Below are 19,290 nucleotides of genomic sequence, written 5' to 3'. Positions count from 1 at the left end.
AACGACACCGTTTCGTACAAGACGAAGGTACCCCACCCCTCTAGCGAAACGAAACGGTTTCGTTCGTGGTCTGCGTCACGGTTGTCGGTTACTTATAAGTTGCCGGGCCCCAGGCCCCGGCAAAGCATGGGAAAGGTGAGCTATCTGCGTCTGCCCCACCTCAAGGACGACCTGCTGTGCTTCGTGGCCGAGGACGACCTCTGGCTCGCCCCGCTCGACGGACCGGGCCGCGCCTGGCGGCTCACCGCCGACCGCACCAAGCTCGGCCACCCCCGCTTCTCCCCCGACGGCCGCCACATCGCGTACACGAGCTGGCGCAGCCTCGACCCCGAGGTGCACCTGATCCCGGTGGACGGCGGACCGGGCCGGCGCCTCACCTACTGGGGCAGCTCCGACACCCGGGTCTGCGGCTGGACGCCCCCCGACGAGGGCGGCCACGCCGAGATCCTCGCCGTCGCCTCCCACGGCGAGCCCTTCTCGTACTTCACCTGGGCCTACAAACTCGCCTGCGACGGCAGCCCCGGCCGCAAACTGCCCTGGGGCCCGGTCTCCGACATCCAGGTCGCCGACATCGAGGGCGAGCGCAGGTCGCTGCTGCTCACCGGCACCCCGCCGCACGAACCGGCCTCCTGGAAGCGCTACCGGGGCGGCGCCACGGGCAGGCTCTGGCTGCACGGGCACCGGCTGCTCGACGGCCTCGACGGCCATCTGCACTCCCCGATGTTCGTCGCCGGCCGGATCGCCTTCCTCTCCGACCACGAGGGCGTCGGCAACCTCTACTCGTGCGCGTACGACGGCTCCGGCCTGCGCCGTCACACCGACCACGACGCCTTCTACGCCCGGCACGCCGCCACCGACGGCACCCGGGTCGTCTACCAGTGCGCCGGCGACCTGTGGCTCGTGGACGACCTGTCCCCCGGCGCCACCCCGCGCCGGCTCGACGTGACGCCGAGCGGGCCGCGCTCCGGGCGGCGCCCCTACCAGGTGCCCGCCGCCCGCCACCTCGACGGCCTCTCGGTCGACGAGACCGGCCGCGCGAGCGCCGTCGTCGTACGCGGCAGCCTGTACTGGCTCACCCACCGCGACGGTCCCGCGCGCACCCTCACCGACACCCCGGGCGTACGGGTCCGGCTGCCGGAGATGCTCGGCGCGGGCGACCAGGTGGCGTACGTGACGGACGCCGAGGGCGAGGACGCGATCGAGATCGCCTCCCTGCCCCGGGCGACCGGCCAGCGCGCCCCCCGGCGGCTGGCCGCCGGGAAGCTGGGCCGGGTGCTGGAGATGGTCGCCGACCCCGACGGGCGGCGACTGGCCGTCGCCGCGCACGACGGACGGCTGCTGCTGGTCGGCACCGGCGAGGAGGACCGGGGGGAGGTCACCGAGCTGATCCACTCCGGCAACGGGCCGGTGCGCGACCTCGCCTTCTCCCCCGACGGGGCCTGGCTGGCCTGGTCCCACCCGGTGATCGGGCGGTCGCTGCGGCAGATCAAACTCGCCCGGATCAAGGACCGGCTGGTCCTCGACGTCACCAACGGCCGCTTCGAGGACGAGAACCCGGTCTTCACCCTCGACGGCCGCTATCTCGCCTTCCTGTCCTGGCGCGGCTTCGACCCGGTGTACGACGTGCACACCGGTGACCTGTCGTTCCCGCTGGGCTGCCGCCCGTACCTGGTGCCGCTGTCGTCGGCGACCCCCTCCCCGTTCGCGCTGAACCCCGAGGGCCGTCCGGCCGCCGGCGGGCTGGACCCGGTCGAGCGCGAGGAGGCCGAGGAGGGCGGCGAGGGCGGCACGGTGACCGTCGAGGCGGAGGGCCTGGAGAGCAGGGTCACCCCCTTCCCGGTCTCCGCCTCCAAGTACTCGGGGCTGTGCCCGGTCGCGGGCTGCGGTCTGGTCTGGCTGCGCTGGCCGATCTCCGGCGCGCTCGGCGAGACCTTCGCCAACCCCGGCGACACCAGCGGCCGGCCCACCCTCGAACACTTCGCCATCGGCAAGGCGAAGAGGACCGAACTCGTCGGCGACCTGGACTTCTTCGCGGTCAGCGGCGACGGCACCCGGCTGGTCGTGGCCGACGAGGGCGAACTGCGCGCGGTGCCCGCCACCGAGCCCGGCGACAGCGACTCCACGGTGTGGATCGACTCCCGCCGCATCCTGCACGAGGCCGACCCGGGCTCCGAGTGGCGCCAGGCGTACGCGGAGGCCGGGCGGCTGATCCGCGCCTACTTCTGGGAACCCGGCATGGGCGGCATCGACTGGGACGCGATCCTGGAGCAGTACCGTCCGCTGGTCGAACGGGTCGCCTCCCCCGACGAGTTCGCGGACCTGCTGCGCGAGGTGCTCGGCGAACTCGGCACCTCCCATGCCTATGTCACCGCCGCCCGCCGCAACGAGGGTCCCCCGCACTACCAGCGCCGCCAGGGCCTGCTCGGCGCCAACCTCGTCCTCCGCGAGGAGGGCTGGACCGTCAAGCGGATCCTGCCCGGCGACTCCTCCGACTCCCGCGCCCGCTCCCCGCTGGCCGGCACCGGCATCCGCGAGGGCGCGGTCCTCACCCACGTCGACGGCCGCCCGGTGGACCCGGTCACGGGCCCCTACCCGCTGCTCGCGGGCGCGGGCGGTACGACCGTGGAGCTGACGTTCCTCCCGGCGGAGGGCGCCGGCCCGCCCCGCAGGGTCGCCGTCGTCCCGCTGATCGACGAGACGCCGCTGCGCTACCAGGACTGGGTCGCCAAACGCCGCGCCGTGGTCCGGGAGTTGAGCGGCGGCCGCTGCGGCTATCTGCACATCCCCGACATGGGAGGCTCCGGCTGGGCGCAGTTCAACCGCGACGTGCGCAGGGAGATGTCCCTCCCCGCGCTGATCGTGGACGTGCGCGGCAACGCCGGCGGCCACATCAGCGAACTCGTCGTGGAGAAGCTGACCCGCACCATCATCGGCTGGGACCTCACCCGTGACGCCCAGCCCGTCTCGTACGCCTCCAACGCCCCGCGCGGGCCGCTCGTGGCGCTCGCGGACGAGGCGACCAGCTCCGACGGAGACATGATCACCGCCGCGTTCAAACTGCTCGGTCTGGGCCCTGTGGTGGGCCAGCGCACCTGGGGCGGGGTGGTCGGCATGACCGGCCGGCACCGGCTCGGCGACGGCACGGTGATCACGGTGCCGATGAACGCGGCCTGGTTCGAGGCGTACGGCTGGTCCGTGGAGAACAAGGGCGTCGAACCCGACCTGGAGGCGCTGCGCACCCCGCTGGACTGGGCCGAGGGCCGCTACGCGGTGCTCGGCGACGCGGTGCGGCTCGCCCTGGAGCTGCTGGAGGACAACCCGCCGGCGATGCCCCCGGCCTACCGCGACCTGCCCGACCGCTCCCGGCCGAAGCTGCCGCCCCGGTCGTGAGGAAGGGGTGCCCCCTTCGCCATGGGGCACCCCTTCCGCTTCAGCGCACGACGCGTTCAGACACGTTCAGGCGTCTTCAGGCGTCTTCAGGCGTCCTCGGACGTCCTCGGACGTCTCGGCCGCTCGTCGTCAGACTTCGTCGTAGTCCTGGTCGAAGCGCTCCTCGGACTCCCGGGGCTCCCGCCGGCGCTGCGGGTCGTCCATGTTCTCGTCCCGCCGGCGGCCGCGGCCCTGCATCTGCTCCTTGCCCTGCTGGGCGCGCTGCTTGGCCTGCTGCTGGAACTGCTCGGACTTCTCCTGGAACTGATCCTTCATACCCATGTGGGTTCACTCCCGTTGTGGGGTGGGGGGAACTTGCCCGATCAGATTCACACGCCCCGTCACCCCGCGCATGTCGATCAGTCACGGACCGTGTTCCGGTGCTGCTCATCGGCGTTGCCGCCCGCTCCGACCAACCCCGTGCGGACGCCCGCGAGCCGGTCCCCGAACCGCCGCATCTCCCGCTGTCCCACGGTCCCGATCACCGCGGGCAGATATCCGCGCACGCCCTGCATCCCGCGCAGCCACCACTGCCCGTACACATGGCTCGCCCGCCGCTCGATGCCGGCCACCAGCCGGTCCACCGCGGGCCCCAGCGGGTAGGTCTTGTTCGACGGCCACGGCAGCCGCTGCCGCAACTCCCGCATCACGTCGTCCTGATCGGCCCCGCGCACCATGTCGGTGTCGGTCCACGACAGGTATCCGACGCCCACCTTCACGCCCTGGTGGGCGACTTCGGCGCGCAGCGCGTGCGCGTACGCCTCCACACCGGACTTGGAGGCGCAGTACGCCGTCATCATCGGCGCGGGGGTGATCGCGGCGAGGGAGGCTATCTGGAGCAGATAGCCCCGGCTCTCGGCGAGCAGCGGCAGGAACGCCCGCGCGGTGACCGCCGATCCGATCAGGTTCACCTCGATCACCCGCCGCCAGGACTCCGGATCGGAGCCGGCGAACGGACCGCCCGTCGCCACACCGGCGTTGGCGACCACGATGTCGACCCGGCCGAACCGCTCCCGGACCTCCTCGGCGACCCGGGCCATCGCCGTGTGGTCGGTGACGTCCGCGTACCAGTGGCCGCTGTCGGCGTGCAGCCGCGCGGAGACGTCCTTGAGCGCGTCCGGCTCCAGCCCGACCAGCGCCACCTTCACCCCGCGCGCGGAGAGCTTGCGGGCCAGCGACTCCCCGACCCCGCGTGCCGCTCCGGTGACGACGGCGACCCTTCCTTCGAGAACGGTCCTCCTGCTCATGCGCTCTCCTCGACGGCGGTGATGTGGGCGGCGGCCAGGGCGCGGATCTTCCCGGTGACCAGGCCGGGCGCCTCGACGGGGGTCATGTGGCCGATGCCGGGCAGTTCGGTGACGCCGAGGCAGTCCGGCAGCGCGGCGGCCAGCGACCGGGCGTGCACCGGCGGGGTGAGCCGGTCCGCGCCGCCGGTGACGATCTCGACCGGTACCCGCAACTCGGCGAGTCCATGGTCGAGATCGAGCCCGTCGAGCACGCGCGACCAGGCGTGGCGCACCGCGCGCGGGCAGGCGTGCACGATACGGGCGCACGCCTCGACCATGTCCGGGGTGGAGGCGGGGCCCATCGTCGCGTACCTGAGGATCCGGCGGGCGAGCGGGGTGACCGGTCCGAGCGGGGCCCGGGAGCCGAGGATGCGCCCGGTCAGCCAGGTCCGTACCCGGCCCGCCCGTATCGGCACCACCGTCGACTCGGCGACCAGCCGTGAACTGCCGGTGCTGCACAGCAGGACGGCGGCCACGTGCGCGCGGAACGCGGGTCTCGCGGCGGCGGCCATCACCGTCATCCCGCCCATGGAGTGCCCGGCGACCACGGCCTGTTCGCCGGGCGCGAGGGTGGCGGTGAGGACGGCTTCGAGGTCGTCGGCGAGCGCGTCGGTGCCGCACGCCGGGCTCGCGGGCGTACGTCCGTGGCCGCGCTGGTCGTAGGCGATCACCCGGTGGTCGGCGGCCAGTTCGCGGATCTGCGCCGCCCAGAACGCGGTCGAGCAGGTCCAGCCGTGGGCGAGGACGACCGCCGGCGCCTCCTCGGGGCCGTGCACCTCGACGTGCAGCCGGGCGCCGTCGGCGGAGCGGACGGCCGGTTCACGGACGGCGGCGGGCGGGGCGTACGGCCCGGAGGTGAGGGGGTTCACGCGGTCACCTCGGCGTTCTCCTGGGTGACCGTGCTGTTGGGGTGCGCCCGCAGGACGGCGTACTCGGCGAGGTCGACCCGCCGGGTCGCGCGCCGGAACTCGCTCGTCGTACCGGGCCAGACGGTGGTGTTGCGCCCGTTCTCGTCGAGGTACCAGCTCGTGCAGCCGCCGGTGTTCCACACCGTGCGCTTCATCCGCTCCTGCACCCGGTGGTTCCAGGCCCGTACGGCGCTGGGGCGGGCGTCGAGGGCGACCCGCCCGCCCAGGACGTCCAACTGGCGCAGGTAGTCGGCGAGATAGTTGAGCTGGGACTCGATCATCAGGATCATGGAGGAGTTCCCGAGGCCGGTGTTGGGCCCGATGATCGTCATCCAGTTGGGGAACCCGGCGGCGGTCGCGCCGCGCAGGGACTGCATCCCGCCGGTCCAGCTCTCGGCGAGGGTCTTCCCCTCGGCGCCGACGACCCGTTCCGCGATGGGCATGTCGGTGACGTGGAACCCGGTCCCGAACACGATGGCGTCGACCTCGGCCTCGGTCCCGTCGGCGCCGACGACGGTGGACCCGCGGATCTCGCTCAGACCGCTCGCGACGACGTCGACGTTGGGCTGCGCGAGCGCCGGGTAGTACGTGCTCGACAGCAGGATCCGCTTGCAGCCGATGCGGTAGTCGGGGGTGAGCCTGGCGCGCAGGGCCGGGTCCTTGATGGCGCGGGCCATGTTGCGCTTGGCCAGTCGCTCGACGAAGCCGAGCTCGCCGGGGTGCTTGGTGAACGCCTGGACCTGCAGCTCCCTGATGCCCCAGAGCAGTCCGCGGCGCAGCTTGGTGGTGACGGGCAGCGTCCGGTGCAGGGCGCGCTCGGCTTCGCTGATGGGCCGGTCGACGCGGGGCAGGACCCAGGCGGGGGTGCGCTGGAAGAGGGTGAGCCGGGACACCAGGGGCTGGATCGACGGCACGATCTGGATCGCGGACGCCCCGGTGCCGACCATGGCGACCCGCTTGCCGCGCAGGTCGTAGTCGTGGTCCCACCGGGCGGAGTGGAAGACCTTGCCGGGGAAGGTGTCGAGGCCGGGGATGTCCGGCAGTTTGGGCTCGGACAGCGGCCCGGTGGCGGACACCACCACGTCCGCGCTGAGGTTCCCGCTGCTCGTCTCGATCTCCCACCGCATTTGCTCGCCGTCCCACACCATCCGCTTCACCTCCGAGTCGAAGCGGATGTGGGGCCGCAGCCCGAAGACGTCGGCGACGTGCTCCAGGTAGGCGCGGATGTGCCGCTGCCCGGAGAAGGAGCGGGGCCAGTCGGGGTTGGGCGCGAAGGAGAACGAGTACAGGTGCGACGGCACGTCACAGGCGCAGCCGGGGTAGCTGTTGTCGCGCCAGGTGCCGCCGACACCGCTCGCCCGTTCCAGGACGACGAAGTCGGTGATCCCCTCGCGCCGCAGCCGCACGGCGGCCCCGAGTCCGCCGAATCCCGACCCGACCACCGCCACCCGTACGTGCTCATGACCTTGTTCGTGCTCGTGCTCGGCCATCCCGAAGCCTCCACGCATCGCTCAGAACTCCGCCAGTGAACACTGGCGCAATGGGAGCGTAGAGCAGCTCCGTACTGATGGGTAGGGGGCACGCGAGGAAAGTTACCGCCGGTACGCCCTAGGCTTCAGGCGTGGCAGAAGAGAGCGCAGGACCCGGTGAGCGGCGCGAGTACCGCATGGACGAGCTGGCCCGGCTGGCCGGCATCACGGTGCGCACGCTGCGCTTCTACCGCGAGCGCAAGCTGATCCCGCCACCGCGCCGCGAGGGCCGTATCGCCTGGTACGACGACCACCACCTGGCCCGCCTGCGCACGATCACGGCGCTCCTGGAACGCGGCCACACCCTGAACGGCATAGCGGAACTCGCCGAGGCCTTCGACCACGGCCGTGACGTCGGCGACCTCCTCGGCATGGACACCCCCACCGACGAGGTCCCCGTCCGCCTCACCCCCGAGGAGCTCGCCGACCACTTCGCCGGCGAGGTCACCCCGGAGAACCTGGCCGCCGCGCTGGACCTCGGCTACCTCGGCGTCGACGGCGAGGAGATCGTCCACATCAGCCGGCGCCTGCTGGACGTGTCGTCGGCCCTGGTCCGCGAGGGCATCCCGCTCGCGGAGGTGCTCCGCGCCGGCGCGGAGGTCCGCACCCACGCCGACACCCTGGCCGACCTCTTCGCCGGCCTGATCCTCCGTCACGCCCCGGAGGAGTCCCTCCACCGCCTGCGCCCGCTGGCCCGCAGCGTGGTCGACGCGGAACTGTCCCTGGCCCTGGACCGACGGCTGCGCAAGCGGGACTGACCGCGGCTAGCGGTCGAAGACCACCGTCACCGGAGCGTGGTCCGACCACCGCTCGGCGTGCGTGGCGGCCCGCTCGACCCGGGCCTCGGCCGCGCGGGCCGCGAGCCCCGGGGTCGCCACGGCGAGGTCGATCCGCCACCCCGTGTCGTTGTCGAAGGCCCGCCCCCGGTACGACCACCAGGTGTACGGCCCCTCCACGTCCGGATGCAGCGCCCGCACCACGTCGACGTACCCGCCGTCCGCCGGGTCGAGCACCCGGGACAGCCACTCCCGCTCCTCCGGCAGGAACCCGGAGCTCTTGGTGTTCCCCCGCCAGTTCTTCAGGTCGGCCTTCTCATGGGCGATGTTCCAGTCCCCGCAGACCACGACCTCCCGCCCGTCGGCGGCGGCCCGCTCCCGCAGCCCTTTCAGATAAACCAGGAACTGGTCCATGAACCGGACCTTCTCCTCCTGCCGCTCGGTCCCGACCTCCCCGGACGGCAGGTACAGCGAGGCGACGGTCACCCCGGGCAGGTCGATTTCCACATACCGCCCGCTGTCGTCGAACTCGTCCGACCCGAACCCCACCCGCACCCGCTCGGGCTCACGCCGGGAGTACAGGGACACCCCCGCACGCCCCTTGGCGGCGGCGGGCGCGTGCGTCACGTACCACCCCTCGGGCTCCCGCACCTGCTCCGGCAACTGCTTCGCCTCCGCCCGCACCTCCTGCAGACACAGCACATCGGCGGAGGTCCCGGCCAGCCACTCCACGAAGCCCTTCTTGGCGGCGGCCCGCAGTCCATTGACGTTGACGGAGGTCACAGTGAGCATCAGGGCACGATACGACACTCCAGGTCCGGGCGTGTTTTACGGTATTCGGCATGGAAATCCGCCCGGTCCCCTACGACCACCCCGACGCCGTGAAACTGGACGCAGAGGTCCAGGCCGAATACCACGTCCGCTACGGCGACGGCGGCGACGCCACCCCCATGGACCCGGCGGACTTCCGTCCCCCGAACGGCACCTACCTGATCGCCTACGACGAGGCGGGCGTCCCCGTGGCCTCCGGCGGCTGGCGCACGCAGGACGCCAACGACGAGGGCAACCGGGACGGCGACGCCGAGCTGAAGCGCATGTACGTGACCGAGCAGATGCGCGGCCGGGGCCTGGCCCGCCGCATCCTGGCCGCCCTGGAGGAGGACGCCCGCGCGGCCGGCCGCGTCCGCATGGTCCTGGAGACCGGCACCAAGCAGCCGGAGGCCATCGCCCTCTACGTCTCCAGCGGCTACGAGCCCTGCGAGAAGTTCGGCTACTACCGCTTCCACGAGGACAGCCGCTGCTACGCGAAGACGCTCTGAGACCGGCGCCGGGTCATTGCCAGAAGACCTCTTCCACGATGATCCGGGGGTCCTCCACACGCCGAATGAAGGTGTAGCGCAGCCAGCCGTGCCCATGACCGAAGAAGAAGATGCGAGGGCCCTTCGGAACGCTGGACCGGACCGGCCGGACCCTCATGCCGTCGGGAAGGTCCGCATCCGTGTCGATGCCCCGGAAGTACGGGTCCTTCGCCGTGACGAGTTCAGCGCGCACGGCGTCGACCGTCTTCCGCACATGCTCGGGCAGGGTGTCGCGAACGGCCTGAGCCTTGAGCGTCCAGTCCATCTGCCACGGCGGTCCCATGAACCCGTCGTCGGTCACTGACCAGGCTCCAGCCGCTGTACCTCGTGTCGGATGTGGGAGGCTTCTTCCAGGAGCGCCTTGGCCTCGGCGATGTCGGTGGACTCTGCCGCACGGTGGTGGAGATCAGCCATATGGGCATCGAGCTCCCGATCTCGTGCGACCGCGTACTCACCCCACCAGCGGGCCATGAACGCAGGCACCGTGCTGATGTCATACGCGTCCGCGACGGCCCACTTCCAGTGCTCGTCGAAGTCCGGAAGAAGCTGGGGAGCGTGCTGAGCGATGGCAGCACGCAGCGCCTTGGGGTTCCGCTCGGGCATGGGCGGAACGGCCGGCGTGGATTCTGCTGCGTGTGCGGTCATGACCGGGTGTACTCCTTCGTGCTCCTTCAGTGCACCGTGCCTACGACGATAGCCCGCCTCGACGCCTTGGGTGAGCTGTTCGATTTTGGCTCCTTGCACGGCCCGGGGACTCATGAGTACGCCCCCGGGGCGCAGTCACCGGTCCCGCTGCCGACGGCGCCTTCGGTGTCGTGCGCGTCCGGCGAGGACAGGCGTCGACCCCGGGACTCCGCGACGCGCAGTGCGTCGGCCAGGCGCTCGGTGAGCCGGACGGCGGTGTAGCGCACCTCGACGTTCGGGGACAGGGGATCGTCCAGCACCCTTCGGGCGCGGCCAAGCGTTTCCAGGCCGTCGGCCAGTTGCCGAGCCTCCGTCTCGTCCGCCAGCCGCGAGACATACCCGCCCTCGCCGCCGTTGAGGAGGAAGCAGGGTTTGCCTTCCGGCGAGGACCAGGGCAGCAGTCGCAGTGAGGGGGTCGGCTCCATCACGCGGCCGCCTTCCCCGCCCCGACGACGTACTGGTCGGGGTCCAGGTACGGGCGAACGAGCCGGGACTCCGCTCCGTCGAGCGGGGGGTGCAGGCAGTACGGGGAGCGGTGGAGCGGGAGGCGGGCGGAGTCGCCGACATCGGAAGCAGGACTCCGGTGTCCCACGCGGCGAGTTCCGGCACCGGGCCCGAGGAGAAAGCCCAGCCACCGGACGATACGGCGGATAAGGTCATGCATGTTGACGCTCCGATTCAGCGTTGACCACACCCCGGGGCCCTGCCAGGCCGCCGGGGTTTCACTTCAGCACCTTTGCATCAGGGTGCGTTAGGTAGCAATAGGAAGCATACGGTTGCACCCGTACGTGGTGGGGTGCTTTTCCTCGCTTTAGCGTGCAGGCATGGCCGATGAGCGTGAGTGGAGACCCGACCCGACGAGTCACGTCTACGTGTATCTGCAGGTCGTACACCACATCGCGGAACAGATCCGGGCGGGGCGGCTACGAGCGGGTGCGCGTCTTCCCGCCGAGCGTGACCTTGCGGAGCAGTACGGCGTGGCCGTCAACACCGTCCGCCGAGCCGTCCGTGACCTGCGCGACCGAGGGTTGGTCATCACCGTCCCCATCAAGGGCACGTTCGTACGCCCCGAAGCGTCCTCCGAGGCACCCGGAAGCGAGGACGGGACCGTCGACTGAGGGCCGACGCGCCGCCGGACGCCCCCAGGCCCGTCTCCCGCCGAGGCTCGACCTTCACATCTCCGTCTCACCCAACCCCCCTGCACCCGGCGGCACATCGCGGAGGCCCACGGTGATCCTGAGCCGCTGGCCGCGTCGGTCCGTTCCGCCCACGCCTGCTTAAGTCGCCCTTAAACGCTCATTAAGCGATCAGCCACAGAGTTTAGAGCGTCAAATAACCGCAGGTCAGAGCCAGTTGGAACACAAACCGGACAGTTGGTTGCACCGTCAACCGTCCGTAGCATCGGGGCTCCCAACGACCCACCCCACTCCCCCCACACGCAACTTCCCCACAGACAAGGTGTGTTCAGTCATGGCCACTCACCGCGCACGCCGGTGGTCGCTCGGCGGGTCCGTCCTGCTGGTCTCCACCGCGGTCGCCGCCGCCTTCACCTTCCTCACCACGGGACCGTCGGCCGACCGGGCCGACGCCGCCACCACCGCGGTGACCTGGTCCGACGAGTTCAACGGCCCGGCCGGCAGCGCCCCGGACCCCGCCAAGTGGACCCTGGAGACCGGTGGCGGCGGCAACGGAAACCACGAGCTGCAGTACTACCGGAACAGCAGGGACAACGCCGCCCTCGACGGCAACGGCAACCTCGTCATCACCGCCCGCAAGAACACCGACACCGGGCTCCAGTGCTGGTACGGGGCCTGCCAGTACACCTCCGCCCGCCTCAACACCGCCAAGACCTTCACCCAGGCCTACGGCCACTTCGAGGCACGGATCAAGGTGCCCCGCGGTCAGGGCATGTGGCCCGCGTTCTGGATGCTCGGCAACGACCTGGGCACGGCCGGATGGCCCAACAGCGGTGAGATCGACATCATGGAGAACGTCGGTTACGAACCCGGCGTCGTCCACGGCACCGTCCACGGCCCCGGCTACTCCGGTGGCGGCGGCATCGGCGCCGCGTACACGCTGCCGGGCGGCGCGGCCTTCGCCGACGGCTTCCACGTCTTCGCGGTCGACTGGAGCCCCGAGAAGATCACCTGGTCCGTCGACGGCACCGCCTACCAGACCCGCACCCCCGCCGACCTCGGCGGCAAGAAGTGGGTCTACGACCACCCGTTCTTCCTCATCCTCAACCTCGCCGTCGGCGGTGACTGGCCCGGCAGCCCCAACGCCGGCACCGCGTTCCCGCAGACGATGACCATCGACTACGTACGCGTCTCCGCCTCCGGCGGCTCCTCCGGGGACGGCGGCACCACCAGGACCGGCGCCGTCAAGGGCATCGGCGACATGTGCGTCGACGTCGCCGGCGCCTCGACCGCGGACGGGACCCCGATCCAGCTGCACGACTGCACCGGCGTCGACGCGCAGAAGTGGACCCTGGGCAGCGACGGCACCGTACGCGCCCTCGGCAAGTGCCTCGACGTACGCGGCGGCTCCACCGCGGATGGCACCCCCGTGCAGCTCTACACCTGCAACGGCACCAAGGCCCAGCAGTGGACCTACACCTCCGCCCGCGACCTGACCAACATCGGTGCGGACAAGTGCCTGGACGCCAAGGGCGGTTCCTCCGCCGACGGCACCCCCCTGCAGATCTGGACGTGCACCGGCGCCGCCAACCAGAAGTGGACGGTCGGCTGACCCCACGGTCCGCCCGGACCACGCCCCCGGCCCGATCCCTGGCCGGGGGCGTTTCTGCGGGACCCCGCGGAATTTCATCCCGGTCCGGGGCCACCGGACCCCGGCGGCAGCCGCTCGTACACCGACACCCGGCGGCCGCGGACCTGCTCGTCGGCCACCAGGGCGAAGTGCTCCCGCAGGACGGAGACCTTCGTCCTGTCGCGTGCCGAACGCGTCGGCCTCGCGATCCGTTCCGCGTCCGTGATGAGGACGACGCGCCGGTGGGCGAGGATCGACGACCTTATCCGCGCGGGGCTCGCCTCCACGCCCTTCAGGGTCCCGGAACGCTGCGGGCTCTCCGCCAGGGCTATGTCGTGCAGGCCGGTGAACGCGTCCGGGGAGACCATCCGGGTGTCCCGGCGGGCCGCGGGGAGGAACAGGACGGCGTCCCCGGTCTCCTTCAGCCGTTCGACCCGTTCCGCCGCCGACAGGACGTCGTCCACGCGGCTGTCCGGGGACCGTTTGGCCAGTGACTGCGGCAGCAGGGCGATCGAGGAGACGACGACCAGGGCGGGAAGGACCCACCGCGACGCGCTCGCCGACCGCCGGGACACCGCCCGTACGGCGGCGTCGAGGATCACCCCGGTCATGAGGGCCAGGCCGGCCAGGCTGAACAGGACGTACCGGTCCACGAACAGCGGCTGGAACAAGGAGAGTCCGGCCAGGCCGAGCTGCGGGACCGCCAGCAGCGGCAGTCCGACGGCCGCCGCCGACAGCCGCCTTGTCCGGGGCCGGTCGAGGAGGGTGCCGAGGCCGGCGACGGCCAGCAGGACCGTCGGGCCGATCAGCATGTGCCAGGTCAGCGGCGGTATCCAGGAGACCTGGGCGGACTGACCGCGGCTGAAGAGGATCAGCGGTGACACGCCCGCCGTCGCGACCGCGGAGGCCACGGCCCAGCGCGCCCGGACACCGGAGGCGACGCGCGCCCACATCAGGGTCGCCAGATGCGCCGGAAGGATCAGCAGCGAGAGCCAGTTCAGCAGGCCGCAGACGAGGACGGCGCAACTGTAGGCGGCCCAGAGCCTTTTGCGTTCGCGTCCCTGGAGCTGGATCACGAGCACCAGCGTGGAGAGTCCGGCCCCGGCCGCCACCAGCGCGTACGGCCGGCCTTCCTGGAGGTAGAACTGCACGGCCGGGAGCAGTCCCAACGCCAGCCCGCCGCCCAGTCCCACCGTGTTCCCGGCCAGTCGCCGGCCGATCTCCCCCACGCACGCGGCCCCCACGGCGACGGCCAGGACGGAGGGCATCCGCAGCACCGTGGTCGAGGGGCCGAAGAGTTCGAAGAGTCCGTGCATGAACAGGTAGTAGAGCCCGTGCACCACGTCGACGTGCTCCAGCATGCGCAGGATCTCGCCGGTGGGGCGGAGGGCGACCTGCCAGGTGGCGGCCTCGTCGCGCCAGACGCTGTGCTGCCGGGACAGTCCCCACAGACCGAGTGAGACGGTCCACAGGAACGGGATCAGCCCTATGGGAAGAGAGCGCGGTAAAGCCCTCGCGGATTTTATGATCGTCGCCCCCCGGACCATCGCTTTCACGCCGTGGAACGCGGTACGTGATACTCGACGAGAATCCAGGTCACGGGCGTGCCGACATCGCAGACCGCGAATTTACCGGGCCGCCTCCCTCCGCGGGCCTCCTGTGAGGCAAGTCACTTCCACCTCATCACCGGCCGGCCGGGGGCAGGAAGAGCCTTGCCCGGCAGGACACCTACCCGCCTGGATCACCGTCGAGGCGTGAGCGCACCACGCGAAGAAGCCCCCGCCGACTTCTCGGCGGAGGCTTCCGACTGTGTGGACAGGGATCGGTTCCCGCTCTCAGGAGTGGCGGTGATACGCCTTGTTGGCGATGCGCCAGCCGCCGTCGGCGTGGATCAGCAGGAAGACGTCGGTGAACGTGTCCGCGCCGTGCGAGAGCGTCATGGTGGCGGTCGCGACGGTGCCGTGGACATCGACGGCGTCGATGCGGCGGGTGCGGGTCGGTTCGTCCGGGGCGGGCCGGCCCTGGAAGAGGGCGCAGTACTCGTCCAGTCTCCAGGAGACGAATGCGCCGTCCCGGATCCCTTCGATGTGGGCGGTGGGAAGGAACGCGTCGCGGAAGTGGGCGGGGTCGCCGGTGGCGTGTCCGCGGATGTAGGCACGGAGCGGTTCGAGTACGGCGTCCTCCGTGGCGGGGACCGTGGCGGCGACGGCGATGTCGGCGTCGGTCCCGGGGGCGGCGGAGATGCCGGTCAGGCCGGCCGCGCTGCGCAAAGGGGTGTCCGACGCGGCGGCCAGCAGTGCCATGTCCTTGGCCAGCGCGCCGATCGTGAATTCGGCCGTGGCAGCGGTCGGCTCACCGAGGAGGAAGTGTCGTTTGCGGGCCACGAGTGCGCCGAGCTGGCCGAGTTCGAGGATGTCCAGCGTCTGGGTACGGGGCAGGCCGAGGGCGTCGGCCTGCCGCAGTGAGTCGCGCAGTGCGAGGACGGCGCCGGTGAGGCTGTTGTTGGCGATCAGCTTGAGGGCGGCGGCGGTGGAGGCGTCGTCCGCGCGCCGGACGGTGCCCAGCGTTTCCAGAACCGGCCGGGCTCGGTCGAGTGCGTCCTGGTCGGCGGCGGCGAGGATCTGCAGGGTGCCGGCGGCGGCAGCCGGCACCGAGCCGAGCAGGGGCGCGTGGATGTAGGACGGGCCGATTCGCCGGGCCAGCATCGTCGCCTCGGCGGGGGCGATGGTGCTGGTGTTGAGCACGATCGTGTCCGTTCGCAGTGAGTCACGGACGTCGTCGAGGACCTGCCGGCAGGCCGGGCCGTCGAACAGCGCCAGGAGGACGAGGTCTGCCCGGGCCACGGCCTCGTTCGGGTCGCCGGTCGTCTTGACCGTGCCCGATGTGCGCCCTGAGCGGGTCCAGCCGACGACGTCCCAGTCCTGGGTGGCCAGGCGTGTCGCGATGGCGCCGCCCATGCGCCCCAGACCGAGGACGGCGACGGTGTGCGGTGTGGTCATACGCGCCACAGTGGTGCACCCCGATGGATGCGACAAGCGCAGATTTCGCATGCCGGCCCTGCGGAGCCCGCATACCGGCTGGGCATACTGTCCCCATGGATCTGACTGTGTGGCGGACCTTCGTGACGGTGTGCCGGGTCGGATCGCTGTCGGCGGCGGCGGCCGAGCTCCATCACACGCAGTCGGCGGTCTCCCGGCAGATCGCCGGGCTGGAACGGCAGCTCGGCGTGGCTCTGGTGGAGCGCCATGCGCGTGGTGTGCGTCCGACGGCGGCCGGCGAGGTGTTCCGGCGCCATGCCCTGGCCACGCTCCATGAGGCGGACCGTGCCCTTCGCGCGGTACGAGATGTCCGCGATGGGGTGTGTGATCGTCCCCTGGCGATCGGCGCGACGCCGTCTCTCGCCGCGGGGATCGTCCCTGAAGCCGTCCGGGGCCTGCTGAAGCAGGCCGGATCCCTCCGGTGGAGTCTGCTCCCCGGCCTGAGCGCACAGCTGCACGGCCGGGTGATCGCGGGCGATCTCGACATCGCCGTCGTCACCGACGCTCCGCCGGGGCTGACCGTCGACCCGCGGGTCGAGCACCGGTTCCTCGGGCTGGACGAGATGGTCGTCGTCCTGCCCGTCGGCCATCCGCGGGCCGGGCACGGGCCGGTGCCCCTTCGGAGTCTGGCCGACCAGACCTGGGTCGAGGACAACGAGGGCTCGGCGGCGCTCCTTCGCCAGCACGCCGCCCGCGCCGGAATCAGCGCCGGTATCGACCTCACCGCGGCCGATCTGCCCGGCAAGCTGGCCCTGGTCGCCACCGGTCATGCCATCGCGTTGATCCCCGGAGTGCTGACGAGCGCGCTGCGGGCCGATGTCACCACGATCGGCCTCGTGGATCCCCCGACCCGCGGTATCTACACGATCACACCGCGGCGCGATGCCCACCCCTGTGCGGCGTCGCTCCATGACCGGCTCGCCGCTGTCTTCGCCTCGGACCGCCCAGCTCGAGCTGCCCACCAGCCGGACGGGACGGGCACCCACCACTCGCACGCGCCCGCCGGCCGACCTCCCGCGGAATAGGACCCCGCGCCGCCCCGGTATCCGCCCCCGGGCCTCCCGACCAGCCCGGAAGACATCAACTCATGTCACTCCAAGGCGACTTGGCCCTGGAGTCTCGAGGTCACGTGGAGATCGCGGCTGTCAGGGTTCCGGTCGCAACCGCTTCCTCACCGGCCGGTGGCACCGGTGGCCGAAGCGTCAGGGCGCCCAGGACGGAAACCCCCGGTCGGCCGTCCCAGCCGTTCCTTGAACAGGCGCGAGCAGACCCCGGAAACGACGAAGATCCCGCGCGATCATGATGATCGCGCGGGATCTTCGCCAACCGACCTTGAGCCAGCTCAAGAACGGCCATGTGCAGTGGACCTGAGGGGATTTGAACCCCTGGCCCCCTCGATGCGAACGAGGTGCGCTACCGGACTGCGCCACAGGCCCTTGCAACGAGTGAAACTTTAGCATCCCGATCGGGGTGCTCGGAAATCCGTCGGCCCTGCGCTACTCGTTGGCGGCCTTCGGGCGCTCCCCGTCCTCGTACTGGTCGAAGAGGGGGGTGCGGCCGCGTTCGCGGGAACGGCGGGCCGAGGCGGCCCGGCGGGCGTCGCTGCGGTCGTCGGCGGGGGCGGCCGGGTCCGCCTCCTCGGGCGGGTCCTGCGCCTCGTCCGCCGGTACGGCGCTGGAACGGGCCGAACTCCAGGTGTCCGGGGCGCCCAGGTCCACGTCGCCCGTGGCGCGGGGGGCGACCGGGGCGGTCACGTACGTCGGGAGCGGTACCGGGACCGGGTCCCAGCTGTCGCCGCCCTGGCCGGGCCGGCGCTGCCGCTCGCGCTGCTGGTCGACCCACTCGGCGTGGTCGGTCTGCTCGACGAGCGCACGCCGGTCCGCGGCGAGCGCGGTCATGCCCGGGTCGACGTCGACCCCCGCTTCCGGCCCCTCCGGTTCGTCGGGGTCGGTGTCCTCGGCGGACGGGCGGCGGCGCGGCTGGCGCCCCCGCTCGCGCAGCCGCTGCGCGGCGGCCTCGGCCTGACGGCGGTCCATCTGGTAGGCGAAGCGGCGGCGCTCCTGGGAGCGGAGGTAGGCGATGTACGCGCTCAGCAGTACGGCCGGCACGCCGGGCGCCCAGAGGAAGGCCAGTCCGCCGACCGCCGCGACGATCGCGCCGAGCGTGAAGGCGGCGAAGAGCAGCGTGGTGGTGCGCCGGCGGCGGGCGAGCGCCTTGGAGCGCTGGGCGCGCGCGGCGGCGGCCTGCGCCGCCCGGGCCCGCTGGGCGTCCGGTCCGCGGCGGGCGGCCGGGACGCGTCCCCGCGCGGCGGCCGGTCCGGGTGTGCGCCCGTCCGCGTGCTCGCGCGGAGGCCGGGCAGGCGCCGGTTCCGGCCGTTCTCCGGGGAGCGGCGGTACGGGTGCCTGGGTCTGCGGGCGGGTCTGGGACACGGCGAAGGCCCGGACGTCCACCGTGTCGGTGACCGCGTCCGGGTCGTGGACGCCGTACTCCCCCTCGTCGGCGGAGCGCGCCCGCAGGTCCTTGGCGTACCGGCGCTCCATGCCCGCCCGTCCGGACAGCAATCGGATGGCGGTGCTGAAGCGTTCCGTCGGACGGGCCTCGTTCAGCTCGTCCTGCCTACGGAGCCACATCGGCACCAAGTAGGCGGCCCAGGCCCCGACGATGACTGCGTAGATCAGGCCGCTGCTGCTCACATCTCACACCGTAGAGGGGTTCGCACGGGGCCATCCGCCAATTGGACCGGTGTGTCGCACGATCTGGCTGATATTTCGAACTTTTCTTGTGACCGGCGCGATCAGGGACCCCCTCGAAGCGGGAATTCCGCGCTTGAAGGCGGTCACCTTCCGCTTAAATTCGAACGTTTATTCAATTTCCGGGGCCGTGCGGGATTCCCGGATTACGCCGCTCGTGGCCGGACCGCCCCTCGGAGCGTGCCCGGCGCCACCGGGCGAGCAAACCGTCGGGGACCTCCTCCGCCGTGAGCGCGAAGACGAGGTGGTCGCGCCAGGCGCCGTCGATGTGCAGATAGCGCGGGCGCAGGCCCTCCTCGCGGAATCCGAGTTTCTCCACGACCCTGCGGCTCGGCCCGTTCTCGGGGCGAATGCAGACCTCGACGCGGTGCAGTCCGACGGAGCGGAAACAGTGGTCCACGACCATCGCCACGGCCGTCGGCATCACTCCGCGGCCGGCCACCGCCTCGTCCACCCAGTAGCCGACGTGGCCCGAGCACATCGAGCCCCAGGTGATGCCGGCGACCGTCAACTGGCCGACGAGACGGCCCTGGTACTCGATGACGAACGGCAGCATCCGGCCCGCGTTGGCCTCGGAGCGCAGGTGGCGGACCATCTGACGGTAGGTCGGCCGGTGGGTGACCGGGCCGCTGGGCGTGGGCGGCGGGATCGTCGCCTCCCAGGGCCGCAGCCAGTCGCGGTTGCGGCGGTTGACCTCGCGCCAGGCCTTCTGGTCGCGCAGCCTTATCGGCCGGAGGACGATGTCGCCGTCCACCAGCTCGACCGG

Annotated in this window: 18 protein-coding genes and 1 tRNA gene; 6 read left to right on the top strand and 13 right to left on the bottom strand. The window is 71.6% G+C overall.

Going from position 1 to position 19,290, the window contains the following annotated elements:
• Positions 1–135 precede the first annotated feature (135 nt).
• The gene (locus IH50_RS0131960; RefSeq protein WP_030870261.1) at positions 136–3,390 is read left to right on the top strand and encodes a S41 family peptidase; all 3,255 of its coding nucleotides are present in this window, start codon (positions 136–138) and stop codon (positions 3,388–3,390) included.
• A 129-nt stretch (positions 3,391–3,519) separates the two neighbouring features.
• Here IH50_RS0131960 and IH50_RS0131955 read toward each other — a convergent pair whose 3' ends face one another.
• The 4 genes from IH50_RS0131955 to IH50_RS0131940 all read right to left on the bottom strand — a co-directional run bounded on the left by IH50_RS0131955 (position 3,520) and on the right by IH50_RS0131940 (position 7,113).
• Positions 3,520–3,711 carry a hypothetical protein gene (locus IH50_RS0131955; protein WP_030870258.1) on the bottom strand — a complete coding sequence of 64 codons (192 nt, stop codon included), beginning with the start codon at positions 3,709–3,711 and terminating at the stop codon, positions 3,520–3,522.
• A gap of 77 nt (positions 3,712–3,788) precedes the next feature.
• Complete coding sequence (locus IH50_RS0131950) at positions 3,789–4,676, bottom strand: SDR family oxidoreductase (protein WP_030870256.1); 888 nt, start codon at positions 4,674–4,676, stop codon at positions 3,789–3,791.
• A complete protein-coding gene (locus IH50_RS0131945) occupies positions 4,673–5,584 on the bottom strand; it encodes an alpha/beta fold hydrolase (protein WP_030870253.1) in 912 nt (303 codons plus the stop codon). Before IH50_RS0131945 ends, IH50_RS0131950 begins: the two co-directional genes overlap by 4 nt.
• Complete coding sequence (locus tag IH50_RS0131940; RefSeq protein WP_030870249.1) at positions 5,581–7,113, bottom strand: flavin-containing monooxygenase; 1,533 nt, start codon at positions 7,111–7,113, stop codon at positions 5,581–5,583. The genes IH50_RS0131945 and IH50_RS0131940 overlap by 4 nt, the downstream gene beginning before the upstream one ends.
• A gap of 176 nt (positions 7,114–7,289) precedes the next feature.
• Between IH50_RS0131940 and IH50_RS0131935 the strand changes: the two genes are divergently transcribed.
• Complete coding sequence (locus tag IH50_RS0131935) at positions 7,290–7,910, top strand: MerR family transcriptional regulator (RefSeq protein WP_030870246.1); 621 nt, start codon at positions 7,290–7,292, stop codon at positions 7,908–7,910.
• Between the two features lie 6 nt (positions 7,911–7,916).
• Here the strand turns inward: IH50_RS0131935 and IH50_RS0131930 are convergent, their stop codons facing one another.
• Positions 7,917–8,720: an exodeoxyribonuclease III gene (locus tag IH50_RS0131930; RefSeq protein WP_030870244.1), complete on the bottom strand. Its 804-nt coding sequence runs from the start codon at positions 8,718–8,720 to the stop codon at positions 7,917–7,919.
• Between the two features lie 50 nt (positions 8,721–8,770).
• Between IH50_RS0131930 and IH50_RS0131925 the strand changes: the two genes are divergently transcribed.
• Positions 8,771–9,247: a GNAT family N-acetyltransferase gene (locus tag IH50_RS0131925; protein WP_030870241.1), complete on the top strand. Its 477-nt coding sequence runs from the start codon at positions 8,771–8,773 to the stop codon at positions 9,245–9,247.
• Between the two features lie 13 nt (positions 9,248–9,260).
• Here IH50_RS0131925 and IH50_RS0131920 read toward each other — a convergent pair whose 3' ends face one another.
• From IH50_RS0131920 to IH50_RS38110, 3 genes are all read right to left on the bottom strand, one after another.
• Positions 9,261–9,587 carry a hypothetical protein gene (locus tag IH50_RS0131920; protein ID WP_324617159.1) on the bottom strand — a complete coding sequence of 109 codons (327 nt, stop codon included), beginning with the start codon at positions 9,585–9,587 and terminating at the stop codon, positions 9,261–9,263.
• Positions 9,584–9,931 (bottom strand): hypothetical protein, encoded by a 348-nt coding sequence (locus IH50_RS0131915; protein WP_030870237.1) that lies wholly within the window; start codon positions 9,929–9,931, stop codon positions 9,584–9,586. Before IH50_RS0131915 ends, IH50_RS0131920 begins: the two co-directional genes overlap by 4 nt.
• A gap of 110 nt (positions 9,932–10,041) precedes the next feature.
• Complete coding sequence (locus tag IH50_RS38110) at positions 10,042–10,395, bottom strand: hypothetical protein (RefSeq protein WP_037873247.1); 354 nt, start codon at positions 10,393–10,395, stop codon at positions 10,042–10,044.
• Positions 10,396–10,794: 399 nt separating this feature from the next.
• Between IH50_RS38110 and IH50_RS0131900 the strand changes: the two genes are divergently transcribed.
• Positions 10,795–11,088, top strand: a complete 294-nt coding sequence (locus IH50_RS0131900) for a GntR family transcriptional regulator (RefSeq protein WP_030870227.1) — start codon at positions 10,795–10,797, stop codon at positions 11,086–11,088.
• Positions 11,089–11,440: 352 nt separating this feature from the next.
• A complete protein-coding gene (locus IH50_RS0131895) occupies positions 11,441–12,718 on the top strand; it encodes a glycoside hydrolase family 16 protein (RefSeq protein ID WP_030870224.1) in 1,278 nt (425 codons plus the stop codon).
• A 74-nt stretch (positions 12,719–12,792) separates the two neighbouring features.
• On the opposite strand, the gene IH50_RS0131890 is transcribed toward IH50_RS0131895, so the two are convergent.
• Complete coding sequence (locus tag IH50_RS0131890) at positions 12,793–14,283, bottom strand: glycosyltransferase family 39 protein (protein ID WP_051767526.1); 1,491 nt, start codon at positions 14,281–14,283, stop codon at positions 12,793–12,795.
• A 288-nt stretch (positions 14,284–14,571) separates the two neighbouring features.
• Positions 14,572–15,735, bottom strand: a complete 1,164-nt coding sequence (locus tag IH50_RS0131885) for a nuclear transport factor 2 family protein (RefSeq protein ID WP_030870218.1) — start codon at positions 15,733–15,735, stop codon at positions 14,572–14,574.
• A 95-nt stretch (positions 15,736–15,830) separates the two neighbouring features.
• On the opposite strand from IH50_RS0131885, the gene IH50_RS0131880 reads away from it, so the two are divergent.
• On the top strand, positions 15,831–16,799 hold the full coding sequence (locus tag IH50_RS0131880; protein WP_078914165.1) for a LysR family transcriptional regulator: 969 nt from the start codon (positions 15,831–15,833) through the stop codon (positions 16,797–16,799).
• 337 nt (positions 16,800–17,136) lie between these two features.
• On the opposite strand, the gene IH50_RS0131875 is transcribed toward IH50_RS0131880, so the two are convergent.
• From IH50_RS0131875 to IH50_RS0131865, 3 genes are all read right to left on the bottom strand, one after another.
• Positions 17,137–17,210, bottom strand: a tRNA-Ala gene (locus IH50_RS0131875).
• A 60-nt stretch (positions 17,211–17,270) separates the two neighbouring features.
• Complete coding sequence (glpR, locus tag IH50_RS0131870) at positions 17,271–18,467, bottom strand: gephyrin-like molybdotransferase receptor GlpR (RefSeq protein ID WP_030870212.1); 1,197 nt, start codon at positions 18,465–18,467, stop codon at positions 17,271–17,273.
• Between the two features lie 172 nt (positions 18,468–18,639).
• The gene (locus IH50_RS0131865; protein WP_037873243.1) at positions 18,640–19,278 is read right to left on the bottom strand and encodes a GNAT family N-acetyltransferase; all 639 of its coding nucleotides are present in this window, start codon (positions 19,276–19,278) and stop codon (positions 18,640–18,642) included.
• Between the last annotated feature and the right edge of the window lie 12 nt (positions 19,279–19,290).

The sequence above is a fragment of the Streptomyces sp. NRRL S-37 genome (genome assembly GCF_000721605.1).
Lineage (GTDB): Bacteria > Actinomycetota > Actinomycetes > Streptomycetales > Streptomycetaceae > Streptomyces.
This window is presented reverse-complemented; position numbering and strand designations above follow the sequence as displayed.